The organism is Roseovarius sp. W115 (genome assembly GCF_032842945.2).
In the GTDB taxonomy this organism is placed as follows: Bacteria; Pseudomonadota; Alphaproteobacteria; order Rhodobacterales; family Rhodobacteraceae; genus Roseovarius; species Roseovarius rhodophyticola.
The window spans coordinates 2,234,136-2,251,009 of record NZ_CP146606.1 but is presented as its reverse complement, the minus strand read 5'-3'; the positions used below and the strand labels follow the sequence as shown (position 1 = coordinate 2,251,009).

At 56.5% G+C, this 16,874-nt stretch carries 18 protein-coding genes; 2 read left to right on the top strand and 16 right to left on the bottom strand.

What is annotated here, in order from left to right; genetic code table 11:
* Positions 1-29 precede the first annotated feature (29 nt).
* The 15 genes from RZS32_RS11385 to RZS32_RS11315 form a co-directional block, all read right to left on the bottom strand.
* Positions 30-1,691, bottom strand: a complete 1,662-nt coding sequence (locus RZS32_RS11385) for an ABC transporter ATP-binding protein (protein WP_317057100.1) — start codon at positions 1,689-1,691, stop codon at positions 30-32.
* 2 nt (positions 1,692-1,693) lie between these two features.
* Positions 1,694-2,917: an ABC transporter permease gene (locus RZS32_RS11380; RefSeq protein ID WP_317057099.1), complete on the bottom strand. Its 1,224-nt coding sequence runs from the start codon at positions 2,915-2,917 to the stop codon at positions 1,694-1,696.
* Positions 2,918-2,929: 12 nt separating this feature from the next.
* Complete coding sequence (locus RZS32_RS11375) at positions 2,930-3,886, bottom strand: ABC transporter permease (RefSeq protein ID WP_317057098.1); 957 nt, start codon at positions 3,884-3,886, stop codon at positions 2,930-2,932.
* Between the two features lie 186 nt (positions 3,887-4,072).
* Positions 4,073-5,680 (bottom strand): ABC transporter substrate-binding protein, encoded by a 1,608-nt coding sequence (locus RZS32_RS11370; RefSeq protein ID WP_317057097.1) that lies wholly within the window; start codon positions 5,678-5,680, stop codon positions 4,073-4,075.
* Between the two features lie 315 nt (positions 5,681-5,995).
* Complete coding sequence (locus RZS32_RS11365) at positions 5,996-7,315, bottom strand: replication-associated recombination protein A (RefSeq protein WP_317057096.1); 1,320 nt, start codon at positions 7,313-7,315, stop codon at positions 5,996-5,998.
* A gap of 2 nt (positions 7,316-7,317) precedes the next feature.
* Positions 7,318-8,703, bottom strand: coding sequence for a Do family serine endopeptidase (locus RZS32_RS11360; RefSeq protein ID WP_317057095.1), 1,386 nt, complete (start codon positions 8,701-8,703; stop codon positions 7,318-7,320).
* A gap of 149 nt (positions 8,704-8,852) precedes the next feature.
* A complete protein-coding gene (rplQ, locus tag RZS32_RS11355; protein WP_317057094.1) occupies positions 8,853-9,278 on the bottom strand; it encodes a 50S ribosomal protein L17 in 426 nt (141 codons plus the stop codon).
* 125 nt (positions 9,279-9,403) lie between these two features.
* Positions 9,404-10,420: a DNA-directed RNA polymerase subunit alpha gene (locus tag RZS32_RS11350; RefSeq protein WP_317057093.1), complete on the bottom strand. Its 1,017-nt coding sequence runs from the start codon at positions 10,418-10,420 to the stop codon at positions 9,404-9,406.
* 111 nt (positions 10,421-10,531) lie between these two features.
* Positions 10,532-10,921, bottom strand: coding sequence for a 30S ribosomal protein S11 (gene rpsK / locus RZS32_RS11345; protein ID WP_317057092.1), 390 nt, complete (start codon positions 10,919-10,921; stop codon positions 10,532-10,534).
* A 15-nt stretch (positions 10,922-10,936) separates the two neighbouring features.
* Positions 10,937-11,305 carry a 30S ribosomal protein S13 gene (gene rpsM / locus RZS32_RS11340; RefSeq protein ID WP_317057091.1) on the bottom strand — a complete coding sequence of 123 codons (369 nt, stop codon included), beginning with the start codon at positions 11,303-11,305 and terminating at the stop codon, positions 10,937-10,939.
* A 219-nt stretch (positions 11,306-11,524) separates the two neighbouring features.
* Positions 11,525-12,169: an adenylate kinase gene (locus RZS32_RS11335; RefSeq protein WP_317057090.1), complete on the bottom strand. Its 645-nt coding sequence runs from the start codon at positions 12,167-12,169 to the stop codon at positions 11,525-11,527.
* Positions 12,166-13,530 (bottom strand): preprotein translocase subunit SecY, encoded by a 1,365-nt coding sequence (gene secY, locus RZS32_RS11330; RefSeq protein WP_317057089.1) that lies wholly within the window; start codon positions 13,528-13,530, stop codon positions 12,166-12,168. Before secY ends, RZS32_RS11335 begins: the two co-directional genes overlap by 4 nt.
* Before the next feature lie 110 nt (positions 13,531-13,640).
* Positions 13,641-14,114, bottom strand: coding sequence for a 50S ribosomal protein L15 (gene rplO / locus RZS32_RS11325; protein ID WP_317057088.1), 474 nt, complete (start codon positions 14,112-14,114; stop codon positions 13,641-13,643).
* A gap of 133 nt (positions 14,115-14,247) precedes the next feature.
* Complete coding sequence (locus RZS32_RS11320) at positions 14,248-14,631, bottom strand: CBU_0592 family membrane protein (protein ID WP_317057087.1); 384 nt, start codon at positions 14,629-14,631, stop codon at positions 14,248-14,250.
* 389 nt (positions 14,632-15,020) lie between these two features.
* Positions 15,021-15,317 (bottom strand): hypothetical protein, encoded by a 297-nt coding sequence (locus RZS32_RS11315; protein ID WP_317057929.1) that lies wholly within the window; start codon positions 15,315-15,317, stop codon positions 15,021-15,023.
* Between RZS32_RS11315 and RZS32_RS11310 the strand changes: the two genes are divergently transcribed.
* Positions 15,198-15,437: a CDGSH iron-sulfur domain-containing protein gene (locus tag RZS32_RS11310; protein WP_317057086.1), complete on the top strand. Its 240-nt coding sequence runs from the start codon at positions 15,198-15,200 to the stop codon at positions 15,435-15,437. The two genes, RZS32_RS11315 and RZS32_RS11310, sit on opposite strands and share 120 nt — an antisense overlap.
* A gap of 83 nt (positions 15,438-15,520) precedes the next feature.
* Positions 15,521-16,519 carry an aromatic ring-hydroxylating oxygenase subunit alpha gene (locus tag RZS32_RS11305; RefSeq protein ID WP_317057085.1) on the top strand — a complete coding sequence of 333 codons (999 nt, stop codon included), beginning with the start codon at positions 15,521-15,523 and terminating at the stop codon, positions 16,517-16,519.
* A gap of 197 nt (positions 16,520-16,716) precedes the next feature.
* Here RZS32_RS11305 and RZS32_RS11300 read toward each other — a convergent pair whose 3' ends face one another.
* Positions 16,717-16,842 carry an ectoine synthase gene (locus RZS32_RS11300; protein WP_317057898.1) on the bottom strand — a complete coding sequence of 42 codons (126 nt, stop codon included), beginning with the start codon at positions 16,840-16,842 and terminating at the stop codon, positions 16,717-16,719.
* Positions 16,843-16,874: the final 32 nt, after the last annotated feature.

Sequence of the window (16,874 nt, the reverse complement as noted above, 5' to 3'; positions counted from 1 at the left end):
CGCTCTGTTTCAAAACTAAGACCAAACTACTATTCGCTGATCTTGGCCGAAGCGGCATCCCCCACGTTGTCCACTCCACGCTCTTCCAGAAGCGTCGTGAGCCAGTTGGGGTCCATCTCAGGCACAGAACTCAAAAGCAGATCCGTATAAGGATGGTGCGGTGGCTTGAACATATCGTCCTTGGGCCCCTGCTCTACCACTTTGCCCTGCTGCATCACGATCACCTCATCGGCAATCGAGCGCACCGTCGCAAGGTCATGCGTGATGAACATATAGGCCAGGTTAAGCTCGTTCTGCAGCCGGTCCAGCAGGCGCAGAATACCTTCCGCCACAAGCTGATCGAGCGCCGAGGTCACCTCGTCACAGACGATAAAGGTCGGCTCGGCAGCAAGCGCTCGGGCAATCCCGATCCGCTGTTTCTGACCGCCCGAAAGCTCTGATGGATACCGATTGTAGAACTTCGACGGATCAAGCTCGATCAGATCGAGAATCTCGTCCACCCGGTTCTTAAGATCCGCTCCGGTCAGCCCCGAATAAAACTGCGCCGGACGGCCGATGATCTCCGAAATCTTGACCTTCGGGTTAAGCGCCGTATCCGCCATCTGATAAATCATCTGGCATTGCCGCAACTGGTCCTTTGACCTGTTCCGATAGTCAGGCGGGAAAGGTTCCCCTCTGAACAGAACCTCACCCTTTTGTGGTGGCAGAAGACCCGTGATCACCCGTGCCGTTGTGGACTTACCTGAACCGGATTCCCCCACGACCGCCACGGTCATGCCCTCGTAGATATCAAACGACACGTCATCCAGAATTTTTGGACCCGCCGTGTAGGCTGCGTCGACATTCTTTACCGAAATGAGAGGCGTGGTGTCTTTTGGACGATGCCGCTGCGGACTTTCAAAGCTGCGCACGGCCCAGAGCGACTTGGTATAGTCTTCCTTGGGATTGTTGAGCATCTCCTCGGTCGAGGCTTCCTCAACCTCGTTGCCCTTGAGCAGCACTTTGATCGTGTCGGCCATCTGCGCCACGACCGCGAGGTCATGCGTGATGTAGAGGGCTGCGGTGTTGAACTGGTCCACAATGTCCCGGATCGCGGCCAGAACCTCGATCTGGGTGGTCACGTCGAGGGCCGTGGTCGGCTCATCAAAGATGATCAGGTCAGGACGACAGGACATCGCCATCGCCGTCATCGCGCGCTGTAGCTGACCACCAGACACCTGGTGCGGATAGCGGAACCCGATTTCTTTCGGGTTGGGCAACCGCAGCCGCTCATAGAGGTCCATCGCATCTTCCTGCGCTTCCATGCGCTTTTGGATGCGATAATGCAGCGGTGCCTCTGTGTGCTGATCGATGATCTTGTGCGCCGGGTTGAACGATGCCGCCGCCGACTGCGCCACATAGGCGATCCGAGAGCCACGCAGGGCGCGTTTCTCAGATTCCGATGCCGTGGTGAGCTCCATCCCGTCAAACTCGATCTTGGAGCCTTCTACAATGCGCGTGCCGTCCCGGGCATAGCCCATGGCCGCCGCTCCGATGGTCGACTTACCGGCGCCGGATTCCCCGATGAGGCCCATGACCTCACCGCGGTGCAGGGTTAGATCAACGCCCTTGATGATGGGCACCCAGGTTTCGTCTGAGTACCCCTCAATCTTGAGGTCTTTGATATTCAGAAGGACTTCTTTTTTAGCCATGATTATTGCTCCTTCAAACCAGAGGACCGGAACAGCATCCAGTCAACCACGAAGTTGACCGCCACCGTCAACAGCGCAATCGATGCCGCCGGGATAAGTGGCGTGATGTCACCAAACGAGATCAGCGTCGCATTCTCGCGCACCATGGATCCCCAGTCCGCCGTGGGCGGCTGAATACCAAGGCCAAGGAAGCTAAGACCCGCGACAAGCAGGAACACAAAGCAGAACTCCAGACCAAATTCAGCGATCAGAGGCGCCGTGGAGTTTGGCAGGATTTCGCGACGGATCAGATATCCAGTGCCTTCACCGCGCAGCTTGGCTGCTTCGATATAGTCCATGACCACAACGTTGCCCGCGACCGCTCGGGTCAGGCGGAACACACGCGGGGCATAGATGATGGCGACGGCACAGATAATGACCACAGTGCTGGGCCCGAAGATCGAGAGCATCAGAAGCGCGAAGATCAAGGATGGGATCGACATGATCACATCAGCAATCCGGCCCATCAACTGATCAAACCAGCCGCCTTTGGTGGCAGCTAGAAGCCCGGCACCTGCTCCAAGCACAAACGCCGCCACAGTTGCAGTCAGTGCGAGACCAACCGAGTTACGAGCGCCGTAGACGATACGACTGAACATATCTCGACCAAGCTGATCAGCGCCCAGAAGCATGGATTCATCTGCCGGAGCGAAGGCAGACGAGATAACCTCTGCCTCACCATGCGGAGCGATGTAGGGCGCGAAGATGCCGGCAATCGCATAGGTGAAGATCACGAACATCCCGAACGCCGCCGTCATCGGCGCAGTCCGAAGCTCCTTGGCGGTCTCCGAGTTCATCCCGATGAGGATGATCACCAGAATGAGCGCTGCGAGCGCAAACTCCGTGATTGGCCACTCTAGCAAGCGAGACAGCACAATCAGCACAATCGGGATGATGATGCAGCCATAGAGCACTGGCGGATTGTTGGTGAAGGACAATCCGATATTGCTTTCGGCCATCTGGATGAGGAATTCGCGGAAGGCGTAGGACACCATCCCGGTCAAAAGCAACAAGCCAGCGCAAATGGCCACAGCCCGCAGAGCACCCGGCCCACCAACGATCCCAAGGACAAACGAGACCAAGGTCAGCGAGAAGGCCAATAGGAAGATCGTCTTTTTGTTGAAGTAAGCTGCAAGGCACGAAACCGCCAGCAGCAGGGTGTAGTATCCGATAACGAATAGGCTCATATCTCTACCCCCTTACTTCGGATGCCGCAAACGCGGATTGGTGAGGATCGCGCCCACATCCGCTGCCAGATTGAGCAGGATGAAGGTTGCGGCGAAAATCAGACAGCAGGCTTGTACAACCGGGAAGTCTCGTTTGGATACGGCATCTACAAGCGCCTGGCCGATGCCCGGATAGACGAACACCACCTCAACCAGAACCACACCCGTGATCAGGTAGGCCAGGTTCAGTGCCACAACGTTGATGATCGGCGCCCATGCATTTGGTAGGGCGTGTTTCACGATCACCTTCCATGGCGGGGTGCCTTTCAGCCGTGCCATCTCGATATAGGGCGAGGCAAGAAGGTTGATGATCGCCGCTCGGGTCATGCGCATCATGTGTGCCACAACGACAAGAACCAGCGTCAGGGCTGGCAGGAAGGTTCGATTGAGAAGCTCGCCAAACGACATCCCTTCACTCAGGCTCGAGATCGCCGGGAACATGCCCCATTTGACCGAGAAGTAGAGGATCAGGATGTAGCCGAGGAAAAATTCAGGCGAGGAAATCGACGTCAGCGTGGCCACATTGGCCACCCGGTCGAAGATCGAGTTGCGCAGAAGGGCGACAAGAACACCCAAGATGATTGCGACCGGCACGGCGATCACGGCCGCATAGGCCGCAAGAAAGAGCGTGTTCATAAAGCGCTCACCGATGATCTCGGTAACCGGAGTTTTCGTCACGATCGAGCTGCCAAAGTCGAACGTCACCGCATCCTTGAGCCAGGCCAAGTACCTGACGATGGCGGGTTGATCCAATCCCATTTCCTTGCGCAATGCCGCAAGGTTCTCTTCCGTCGCTCCCTGACCAAGAACTGCCTGCGCGATATCGCCAGGCAGAAGTTCGACCATGAAGAAGATGATGACGGAGATGATTAACAAAATGATCAACCCGAGACCAAGACGCTGGCCTACGAGTCGTGCAATGTCACCCATGTGTCCCTCCTGCTGTTGTGCTGACATCCGCCGACACGCGGCCTGTCGATTCTCAGCATTTTTGTTGTGGGGTCTTTATGAACACGTCCGTCCATTTTGCCCCCTTTTTGCATCAGACACAGCTTTGTCCAAAAAAGCTATGCCCAAAATGCGTGCCCCGGCACCTGGGTGCCGGGGCAAAGTGTTTTATGCGAACCACCAGCGCTGTGCTGCGCGGGCGCCATCCATTGGCCAGCTTGCCGCGAGTTCACCTGTGTGCTCCAGGTTCCCGCGACGCGCATACACGAAGTTCGGGAAGTACGGAATGACCGTACCGCCGTCGTCGCGTGCGATCTGACCCATCTCGGTGTAGATCTCGGCGCGAACCGCATCGTCCAGTTCCGCCTTGCCTTGGCGCAGAAGAACATTAAAGCGCTCATTCTGCCAGAACGACTCGTTCCAGGACGCGTCATCTTTATAGGCCAGGCTATACATAACATCCGGCGTTGGGCGTGCGCCCCACTGAACCATGCACCATGGCTTTTTGAGCCAGACGTCTGAGTAGTAGCCGTCATTGGCTTCACGCACGACGTTGATCGTGATGCCTGCTGCTTTCGCGTGCTCGGCATAAAGAACCGCCGCGTCAACCGCACCAGATGTCACTGAGTCAGCTGTGCTCAGGTTGACCGTAAGACCTTCCGCGCCTGCTTTCTTCAGCAGGGCCTTGGCTTGATCAGGGTCATAAGGACGCTGTTCAATGCTTTCGGGGAAGTACGGCATCGCTGGCGAATGGTGGAAGTCATTGCCGATGGTCGCCGCACCAAACTGGATCTTCTCGATCAGCTCTTCACGGTTCACCGACAGCTTCAGCGCATTGCGCACATCTGGATTGTCAAACGGAGCCGCATTGGTGTGCATCGGCATTGTCACCGCCGCCGCAGACGCCACGTTGTCGATCTTGATGTCCGGGTTGCGCGACAGCAAGCCAAGCGTCTTGTTCTCAAGCTGGCTGGCCGCATCCACGTCACCGGTGATCACGGCCGTTTGGCGCGCGTTCGGGTCGTTGATGATGAGGATCTGCACTTCGTCGAAGTAAGCACCCTCACCATGCCAGCCATCATGGCGGACAAGACGTGAGCCGACACCAAACTCGTTTTCAACGAGCTTATACGGGCCAGAGCCATCGCCACTCTGCCAATTGGCCGAGCCGTCTTCATTCGCCGGAACAATCGCCAGGTGATAGTCTGTCATCAGCCATGGCAGGTCCGCATTGGGCGAGTTCAGCTTGAACGTGACGGTATTGTCGCCATTGTCGACAATGTCAGCAACATCCGCCAGCAGCGCAGCTGCGGCCGATGTATTGCCTTCACCACGGTGGTGGTTCATCGAGGCCAGGATATCGTTCGCAGTAACTTTGCCACCGCTGTGGAACGACGCTTTGTCCGTCAGCTTGAACGTCCACTCTTTCGCGTCAGGTGTCGCCGACCATTCTGTCGCGATATCGCCACCCAGAGACTGATCGGGTTCGATCTGCGTGAGGTAAGACCGATATGTATGCGCCAGGTTGATCATGGCGAATGTGAGATACGTACCGGGGTCATGCGTATCCGACGAGTTACCATCGTGCTGCGCCAAACGGTAGGTCCCGCCACGCTTGGGTTCTGCCTTGGCCGAGCTGGTCCACAGCCCGGTGGCAGTCGTGCTTGTGACACCGGCAACGGCTGCATAATGCATAAATGAGCGACGCGAGATACGACCTTCGCGCGCTGCACCGGCCAGCTTGTCCAGCAAGACTTGGTCTTTTGAATGTGTCATGGTTTCTCCCTGTGACTTTTTATGTCGCTCCAGCCATCTCCGGACCAGAGTCCCAGCAGCTTCGCGTTGTTTCCCCCAACCGGTCGGCTTGTTTGCGACATAAAGTTAACAAATCACGAAATTTTCCACGCATCTAGCCTCTAACTGCCCTACACACGAAAGTTTCGTTTTTTTCTGTGTACAGAACCGTTTAGAGCGTCCAAATCGTATTTTAGCTGAAGTCACATTCAAGATTTCTGAAGAGTCCGTCACATTCATAGTCTAAAAACGACATAAATCACGATTCGCATCTCCCAAATCAAAGGCGAGAATCGCTTAACTGGCGTCAGCCCCACGTTTCGATCGTAGCTTGGAAAAGTAGTCGAGCCGTTTTTTCAGCTCTCTCTCAAACCCACGCTCCACAGGTTGATAAAGCGATGGTCTCTCAATGCCTTCCGGAAAATAGTTCTGTCCCGAGAACCCATCTTCCGCATCATGGTCATAGGCATAGTCGGCACCATACCCAATCTCCTTCATCAGTCGTGTTGGCGCATTCAGGATATGTTTTGGCGGTGGCGCGCTCCCGGTGTCCTTGGCTTGCCGTACGGCGGATTTATAAGCCACATAGGCCGCGTTCGATTTAGGCGCGAGGGCGAGGTACAAAACTGCTTGTGCCAAGGCCAGCTCACCCTCGGGACTGCCCAAACGTTCATACGTCTCCCAGGCCTGCAGGCACTGCGCCTGCGCCTGAGGGTCGGCCAGCCCGATGTCCTCGACCGCCATACGGGTGATGCGCCGTGCAAGGTATCGTGGATCCTCGCCACCCGCCAGCATCCGCGCCAGCCAATAGACAGCGGCGTCCGGGTCTGACCCGCGCACTGACTTATGCAGCGCCGAAATGAGGTTATAGTGCTCATCGCCCGACTTGTCGTACTTCGCGGCACGCTTCATCAGGCGCGCTGAGAGAGCCTCTGTATCGAGCTTGCCATCAACGGTCCATGCCGCGACCTGCTCAATCAGGTTCAACAGAGCACGTCCATCCCCGTCTGCCATCTCCAGAAGTGCCTCGCGCGCCGCCCCTTCAAGTGGCAAAGCCACGCCAAGCTCCTGCTCTGCACGCTGTGCCAAATGTTCCAGATCAGCCAATTCAAGCCGCTCCAGCACCAGAACCTGCGCCCGGCTCAGCAAGGCGGCATTCAACTCAAAACTGGGGTTCTCCGTCGTTGCGCCCACAAGAAGGATCGTGCCATCCTCCATATGCGGCAAAAATCCATCCTGCTGGGCTTTGTTAAAACGATGAATTTCATCCACAAAGAGCAACGTCCCGCGCCCGTTGCCGCGCCGCATCTTGGCCTCTTCAAACACTTTGCGAAGCTCCGGCACGCCGGTAAAAATCGCACTGATCTGCACGAAATGCAGGTCCGTCTCATCCGCCAAGAGCCGCGCTATGGTGGTTTTGCCGACACCGGGCGGCCCCCAAAAGACCAACGAAGACAAACTCCCCGAGGCCAGCATGACACCCAACGGTGCCTCAGGTCCCAAAACCTGATCCTGCCCTATAACGTCCGACAGTTTTTGCGGACGCAATCGGTCAGCCAAAGGCCGCGGCGCAGTATCGGGAACGGCGTTCTGGGCCTGATCAAACAGATCGCTCACGCCTAAAGCCTGAACCGCAAGGTCGACCGCTTTGCCCCTCGCTGCACGTCAAGCGTGAGCCACCGCCCCCCTTGCGATAGGAGCGTTTCCACATCACGCGTTGAGCGCACAGCCTCCCCATTGATTTCCCGCAAAATATCGCCTGGGCGCAACCCGGCGCGTTGCCCCACACGACCCGGTGACTCAACCACCACGCCCTGTGCCGTCAGAGGCAGGTTGCGTTCGGCAATCACGCCTGGATTGACCGTCGAAACAGTCAGCCCAGGGATCAATGTGTCTTCGCTTGTCTCGCGCGTATCACGCGGAGGGTCCTCAGGTGCGACCCCAAGCTTCAACGTCAACTGATCCTCTTCGCCATTGCGAAGGCGCGTGATGCGTGTTTCGCCCCCTATACCCGCGACAGACATTCGATAGATCATGTCCGGGGCTGCGTTCACAGGCTGGCCATCGACATGCGTGATCACATCACCCGGTGCGATACCAACCTCAGCAAACGGGCTCTGCGGATGTATATCTGATACCAGCAATCCACCCGGACTGGTCAAACCCAGCGCCTCAGTCATATCCGCACCAACCGGCTGACCGCTCAACCCTGCCCAGGGACGCTCAAACACTGTTTTGCCCGCTCGCGCCTGCGCCACAAACTGCGCAACCAAGGCTGAAGGGATCGCAAAGCCAATACCGTTCGACCCTCCAGAACGGCTCAGGATACGTGTGTTGATGCCGATGAGGTCACCGTTGATATCCACCAAAGCACCGCCGGAGTTGCCTGGATTAATTGGCGCGTCGGTCTGAATGAAATATCCGCGCGCATTGCCCGTCGCCGTCCCGGAGCGCGCCAGACCTGAGACAATACCACTGGTCACGGTCTGACCGACGCCAAACGGATTTCCAATCGCCAAGGCCAGCTCACCCACTTCCAGCGTATCACTATCCCGCAAAGTCAAAGCCGGCATGTCGGACGCGTCGTCAAGCTTGAGGATCGCCAAATCACTTTCTTGATCTGATAACAAAACACGCGCCGAATACTCCCGGCGGTCATTCAGCACCACACGAATATCGGTGGCCATGCCAACCACGTGATAGTTCGACACCACGATACCGTCTTGGCTCAGGATCACGCCGGACCCAAGTGAGTTCTGTACCCTTTGGCGCGTGGATCCAAAATTGCGGAACATATCTTCGAAGAAAGGATCATTGCGAAACGGGCTAGAACGCACATTCACGATCCTTTTGGCATAGATATTGACCACCGCTGGTGCAGCGTCTTTCACAACCGGCACAAACCCCATGCTGATCTCGGCCTGACTTTGCGGCACGCGCATTTCCGAGGCCACCACCGACGTGCCAAAGGTCAGGATCAAAGCGAAAAGCAAACGGTGTATCATCCACACTCCCCATGTGTCTGTGCTGTTGATATGCTCAGACCCTTGTTCAAATGCAAGCATCTCCTACCCAAAGAGATCAACCGGGCACAAACAATGAAAAACCCCCGCAACCAGGGCGGGGGTTTCAATACCTGTCAGACGTAAGAGCTTTACTCTTCGTCGGCTTCAATCTCTTCTGCGGCGGTGCGGGCCTTGTCAGCAGCACCTTTGGCATCCAAATCACGATCGACAAATTCGATGATCGCCATTGGGGCCATATCGCCATAGCGGAACCCGGCCTTGAGCACGCGGACATAGCCGCCGTTGCGCTCTTTGTAGCGGGGGCCAAGCACGTCAAAAAGCTTGGCAACATACTGATCCTGTTTGAGCTGCGATGCGGCCTGACGGCGCGCGTGCAGATCGCCCCGTTTGCCCAGCGTGATCAGTTTCTCAACAACCCGGCGCAATTCCTTGGCCTTGGGCAGCGTTGTTTTGATTTGCTCATGTTCAATGAGCGAGCCTGCCATGTTTGCCCAAAGCGCCTTGCGGTGCTCATGGGTGCGGTTCAGGCGGCGATAGCCTCGTGCGTGACGCATTTTCTTTACTCCTTTTGCCCTCTACGGGCGTTTTTGCTTTGTCTGGCCAGCGATGCGTGTCACCGACTCTCCTTGGGGCAACGTGCCCGGCATGGTGTAGGCCGGGGTTCACCCCGGCCCATCCGTTAAAACTGATCTTCGAATTTCTTCGCCAGATCCTCGATGTTGTCCGGCGGCCAATCTTCGACATCCATGCCAAGATGCAGACCCATGCCTGACAACACTTCCTTGATCTCATTGAGCGACTTGCGTCCAAAGTTCGGTGTCCGCAGCATTTCGGCTTCTGTCTTCTGGATCAAATCTCCAATGTAGACAATATTGTCATTTTTCAAGCAGTTAGCCGAACGTACAGACAGCTCCAGTTCGTCCACTTTCTTGAGCAGAAGCGGATTGAACTCAAGCCCGTCATCCTCGTCCTGACGGCTGGCGCTCTCAGGCTCTTCGAAGTTCACGAAGATGCTGAGCTGATCCTGCAGAATACGTGCGGCAAAGGCCACCGCGTCTTCCGGCGTGATCGAGCCATCTGTTTCGAGCTTCATGGTCAGCTTGTCGTAATCCAGAACCTGACCTTCCCGTGTAGGCTGAACGTCATAGCTCACTTTGGTGACAGGCGAATAAATCGCGTCAATCGCGATCAGGCCAATCGGCGCGTCTTCCGGCTTGTTCTTGTCGGCCGCGACATAGCCTTTGCCGGTGTTGACGGTCAGCTCCATAAACAGATCCGCACCATCATCAAGGTGGCAAATCACGTGATCTTTGTTCAGGATCTCAATGCCTGCGCTATCCGAAATCTCAGCAGCGGTCACAACACCCGGCCCCTTGGCAGAGACCGACAAACGCTTGGGCCCTTCGACGTCCATGCGAAGCGCCACGCCCTTGAGGTTCAGAACGATGTCGGTGACGTCTTCACGCACACCGGCCACGCTTGAGAACTCATGCAGCACGTTATCGATTTGCACCGATGTAATGGCCGCGCCTTGCAGAGACGACAAAAGCACACGCCGCAGCGCGTTCCCCATTGTCAGACCAAAGCCACGCTCAAGCGGTTCGGCCACAACAATCGCCTGACGCAGCGGGTCATTGCCCGGCTTCACATCAAGCTGTGTCGGTTTGATCAGTTCGGCCCAGTTCTTATGGATCATGCGGTCCCTCCATTCCTGTTCCAAGCTGCATGTCCGTGGGCTTGGAACGCCCGAGGTTTAAATGTCGGAATGGGGCCGTGCAAAAACACGGTCCCCATCCATGAATACTGTTTAGACCCGACGCCGTTTCGGCGGGCGGCAACCATTATGCGCAATCGGCGTCACATCACGGATCGACGTGATGTTAAAGCCAACAGCCGCCAGCGCGCGCAGCGCGCTTTCACGGCCAGAGCCAGGCCCCTGCACTTCAACTTCCAGCGTTTTCATACCGTGTTCCTGCGCTTTGCGGCCAGCGTCCTCTGCGGCCATCTGCGCGGCATAAGGTGTCGACTTCCGAGAGCCTTTGAAGCCCATGGTGCCCGCCGACGACCACGCAATCGCGTTGCCTTGCACATCCGAGATCAGGATCTTGGTGTTGTTGAACGAGCTGTTCACATGCGCCACACCCGTGGCGATGTTCTTGGAAACCTTACGCTTGGTGCGTTTTGTGTCACGTGCCATTGGTTCAGCCCTCCCTTACTTCTTCTTGCCGGCAATGGCCTTTGCAGGGCCTTTGCGCGTGCGTGCGTTGGTATGGGTACGCTGACCACGAACTGGCAGGTTGCGGCGGTGACGCAGGCCGCGGTAGCAGCCAAGGTCCATCAGGCGCTTGATGTTCATCTGCACTTCACGGCGCAGGTCACCTTCGACCATGTAGTTGGCGTCAATATGCTCGCGCACCGACAGAACCTCGGCATCCGAGAGTTCATTGACGCGACGCGCAGGGTCAATCTTGACCGCTTCGCAGATGGCCTTGGCCGAAGAATGGCCGATACCAGTGATGTAAGTCAGGGCAATCGGGACCCGTTTATGGGTCGGAATGTTAACGCCGGCGATACGTGCCACGTGTCATATCCTTTCGTTGCGGGTCCGTAGTTCCAGACCCTTTTTTCACAACGTAGGCCCGTCGCATTCGCTCCGGGCCGCAGCTGAATTCAGGTGGTCGATTCGGGCAACAGGAGCGACCTGTCAAGAATCATTACTCTCATGCGAGATGGTGCGTGTTATAAGGGTTTGGAAGGGGCGTCAAGACCTATGGCGGAAATAGGATGGAGCTAATGAAATTTACCCCAAAACACCCGCAATCTCTGCCTTGACCTCATCAATCTCGCCAAGGCCATTGACCCAGGCCAGATTGCCTTTGGCGTGGTAATAGCCAATCAGCATCGAGGTTTTCTTGTAGTATTCCATCAGGCGGTTCTTGAGGCTTTCCTCATTGTCATCCGCGCGGCGGGTAAAGCCTTTGGCCTGGCCACATTTGGTGCAAACTTCATCAGCCGGAATGGGCTTGGTAATATCGTTATAGACCTCACCACATCCGGCACAGGTTGCGCGTGCCGTGATGCGTGCCACCAACGCGTCGTCATTGACTTCCATGGCCACAACCTTGTCGAGCGTCTCACCGGTTTCTTCCAGCAAGTCCGCCAAGGCATCGGCCTGAGCCAGCGTCCTTGGGAACCCGTCGAAGATGAACCCACCCTTTTTGTCGCCCTGCAGCTTTTCGCGGATCAGTCCAATGACGATCTCATCGGTTACAAGATCACCTCGCGCCATCACATCGGCCACGATCTTGCCCATCTCGGAACCGCTGTCCTTGGCCTCGCGCAGCATGTCGCCTGTGCTCAGCTGGATCATGTTGCGCTCTTCCACGAGGAAATGCGCCTGCGTGCCTTTGCCCGCCCCGGGCGGTCCGAGAAGAATGATGTTCATCGACGTGCTGTCCCTTTTCTGCGCGCCCGTTTCTTACCTTTGCCACCGAGCTGCGATTTCTCGATCAGATCCTCATATTGATGCGCCAGAAGGTGGGATTGCACCTGTTGGATCGTATCCATGGTCACCGACACAACGATCAAAACCGAAGTTCCGCCAAAATAGAAGGGGATCGCAAATTGGCCACGCAGAATTTCCGGGAGGAGACAAACTGCCGCAAGATAGGCCGAACCGAGCACCAGGATGCGCGTGACCACGTATTCCAGATATTCGGCGGTTTTCTTTCCTGGGCGAATGCCTGGGACAAAGCCGTTCTGGTTCTTGAGGTTGTCGGCCACGTCATCCACTTTGAACGACACGTTGTAGGTGTAGAAATAGGTGAAGAAGACGATCATCACCGTAAAGAACACCAGATAGGCAGGCTGTCCGGGTCCAAAATAAGCCATGATCGTGGACATCACCGGCCCGGTCTGATCGCCCGAGAATGTACTGAGCGTTGCGGGCAACAGCAGCAGCGAAGAGGCAAAGATCGCCGGGATCACACCCGCGGGGTTCACCTTGACCGGCAGGTGACTTGAGCCGCCATCATAGACCTTCATCCCCACCTGACGGCGCGGATACTGAATGTGGATCTTGCGCAAAGAGCGCTCCATGAAGACCACAAAGGCAATGGTCGCGATCACCATGACGATGACGCCGATGATCACCGCCGGGCTCAGCGCACCAGAGCGGCCAGACGCGAAGAACTGCGCCAAAGCCGCAGGAAGTTCGGCAATAATACCCACAAAGATGATCAGCGAGATACCATTGCCCACGCCGCGTGCGGTGATCTGCTCCCCCAGCCACATCAGGAACATCGTCCCGCCCACAAGCGTGATCATGCAGCTTGCGATAAAGAAGAACCCAGGGTCAGACGCCAACCCGCCGCCCTGCAACGAGGCGGCCAGACCATAAGATTGCAAGGTCGCCAGGAACACCGTGCCGTAGCGCGTATACTGGTTGATCTTCTTACGCCCCTGCTCTCCCTCTTTCTTGAGCTGCTCCAACGCCGGCACCATGGCCGTCATGAGCTGCACAATAATAGAGGCCGAGATATAGGGCATAATGCCCAGCGCAAAGATCCCCATCCGGCCCAGCGCACCGCCGGTGAACATCGACAGCATCCCGCCAATAGAGGCCTGTGCGCCCTCCATGAACTGGCGAAGTTCAGCCCCATCAATGCCCGGCACCGGAATGAACGTGCCAATCCGGTAAACAATCAACAGGCCGATGGTGAAGAAGATACGCTTGCGAAGCTCTGTTGCTTTGCCCAGGGCAGCCCAGCTCGTATTGGCCGCCATTTGTTCTGCTGCAGATACCATGCGTGGTCTCTTTGTTATGTCAAACGCCGCCCGGAGCCGTTTTCCGGCCAGGCGGCGTCGATTGGAAAACTAAAAAGCTATGTAAGGGGACATCCGCCCTCTCACAAGTTTTATTCAGCCGCCTGAGCTGCCGCGACGGTCAAAGAACCGCCTGCTTTTTCCACTGCTTCAATGGCCGATTTCGACGCGCCCGTCACTTCCAGCGTGAGCTTGGTACTCACCTCGCCCTTGGCCAGAACGCGGATACCGTCCAGCTTGCGCCGCACCAGACCGCTCTCGACAAGCACGTCTTCTGTGATTGCTTTCTTGGCATCCAGTTTCTTCGCATCGACGAATTTCTGAATGAGACCAAGGTTCACAACGGCAAACTTCTTGCGGTTCGGCTTATTAAAGCCACGCTTGGGCAGGCGTTGGTAGAGCGGCATTTGCCCACCCTCATAACCCGCAATGGCCACGCCCGACCGGGATTTCTGACCTTTGATACCACGGCCAGCGGTCTTACCCATGCCAGAGCCAGGACCACGGCCAACACGTTTCTTACGTTTGGTCGCGCCGGGATTGTCGCGCAATTCATTGAGTTTCATATCGCTTCTCCTAAGCCGGATGTGACCCCCGAAGCGTAACGGGCCAACCACGGCGTTTCTTGATTGTGAGTCGTATGGCACTGGGCCACCGGGGGCGTATAGACCCGAAGCGATATGTGATCAAGTGCGAAGACTATTGCAACCGCGCCGGACTGGCCTGCCTCCGACGTTCGCTCACGAAAATCGGGGGATCAGACGCCGCCACATGGGTCGATGTGACCTCAACAGACGGCAGACGCCGCGACCCCAACTGCCGCCAGCGCTTCACCGCACCACCCAGCGACATCACGATGTAAAACCCCTGGATCAGCGCCGCACTGAGATTGAAGTCCACAAACAGCGACACCATCACACAAGACGCCGCACTGCCCGTCAGCAAAAAATATGTCGGTGTGGAACAGCTCAGGCGCCCGGTACACAGGGCAAAAAATCCCAGCACATAGATAGACACCCCCACCAATCCCACAGCCCGACATACGAACACAAAATCCAAACTCGCAAACTCATACCAAACCATCACACACCCGGCTCTTTCTCAGCCCACCGCATCTTTGGAATGCGCGCTAGGCTATGAAACCAAGAATTCCGCACCCCTGTTACAGCGGCGTGAGGTAAGGTGTTAACAAAGCGTGAAAAAGTTGGAGAAACGGCTTAATTTGCGAGATTTGTAAACTCAACGGCGTACGGCGCACGTGACGCAAAGGTCAGCTGAGAGCCCAAGAAGACTCCCTTCGCGCGGAATCAAGGCGCGTAGCGCCGCCGCGCGATTGCCAGACCGCCCCCCGGGCTGGCGATTGGTCCACGTGGGCGCTGAGATCAACGAATTTGCAGGCTTGGCTGCCATAAAGTGACCTGACCAATGGCAGGTCGCCACCCCGCGGTCTGGCCATCGCGCGTCTTCGTACTTCAATTGGCTATGGCAGCATCGTCCGCCAAGCCGCCTTCAAAACTGCGCTTCATGACCCATTCTTCATCCTTTCCGAAGACTCCTTTCTTTCGCAACGGCAGTGTTGGCAAACCGCATGGGCTGGTCAAAACCTGCATCCAGCATAAATTTATCCAAAGCATCAACCGGAGCCAGACATGTCCAAGCCAGAAATCGCCCAGAAATCCCCGTATCCCGTCGATGTCGAAGCGGGGAAAAATTACTTTTGGTGTGCTTGCGGGAAAAGCAGCAACCAGCCCTTTTGTGATGGAAGTCACAAAGATACGGATTTCACGCCCCTAAAATACACGGCAGAAAAGGACGGCAAGGTCTTCTTCTGTGGGTGCAAGGCCACCGGCAAGTCCCCAATGTGCGATGGAAGCCACTCGAAACTTTGACCCCTTGCCTTGCAGATTAATGTATCTTTAGGTGCAAAGCGTCGCCTCTTGTTGGCTGGCCGAAACGACCCAAAGAGCGCCCTATGCAAAACCTGCACCCGCGTCACTACACCTGTGCGGAGATCCACGCCTCTGATGTGCAGCGCATCTTTGCCAGCACATGGCAGATGATCGGCCCGGCCTCGCGTCTGGCCGAGCGCGGCGACTACATCGCCACCGAGATCGCCGGTCAAAAGGTATTCGTGGTGCGCGCTAGGGACGGGCTTCGTGCCTTTCGCAATGTCTGTCGTCATCGCGGTGCGCGCCTACTCCCTGAGGGCACGGGGCGGTGCAGCACCATCCGCTGCCCCTATCACCAATGGGTCTGGGGCGAAGACGGGTCCTTGCTGAATGTGCCATGGTGGGGGGACGATGCCGACTTCAACATGGCCGAGTGGTCCCTCGACACCGTGTCTTTCGAGGTTTGGCGCGGGTTGTTGTTTGTGGCGATTGCACCGCAGATCAGTCTGACCGACCAGCTTGCCGATACAGTGCCAGAACTGGAAAACGAACCTCTGGAAACCTTCCATTGGGTCCATGAGGAGCGTCTGATCTTCGACGCCAACTGGAAAATCTACACAGACAACTTCGTCGAAGGCTATCACATCCCGGGCATCCATCCCGAGTTTCACGCCGCTATCGATTTTGAACAGTTTGAGACCGTGGCCTGCGATGGTCTTGTACGCATGTCCGCGCCGCCCAAGGACGCGCTTTTCTACCGCGGCAAATGGCTTTGGATGTGGCCCAACTGGACGTTGTCACTTTTCAATGGCGGCATGAACACATCGCGGATCAACCCAATCAATCACCGACAAACCGAATTGATCTACAATTTCTATTTTGCCGACACCTCTGAGGCGACCAAAGCGGCACGAGACAAGACAATCGCCGACAATCTGGCGGTGGTGCGTGAGGATTTTGAGGTCTGTCTGGAAACGCAGAAGAACTACGAAAGCGGCGGGTATCGTCCCGGTCCCCTGTCGCCGCGTCACGAACAAGGTGTCGCCTATTTCCAACAGCGGTTGCGCGCCGCGCAAGAGTGAAACCTGGCCACGTCTGACCAAGATTGATGCTTGCATAACTCTCTCAACATCTTGCGATGTTGCGTCCGAACGGCGCATTAAATCCGACCGGATACCGATGCCACACCGACGCAATACCGACGTGATACTGATGTAATACCGACGCCCAAATCCTGCAAAATAAGGGTGTTAACCTTTGAGCGGCTTTATTGGCGCTCTTACTCCGAAGCCGCATAGCTCCCATCTGCGTCATGCGTCTCTTGCCCGCTGAGCGCTGGCGTAAAGATACAGATGAACCGCAGGTCCGTTTCTCGGGATCGTGGAACAACATCCCTTCCGAACACTCTGAGAAATCTGGAATCCGTGGGATAATACC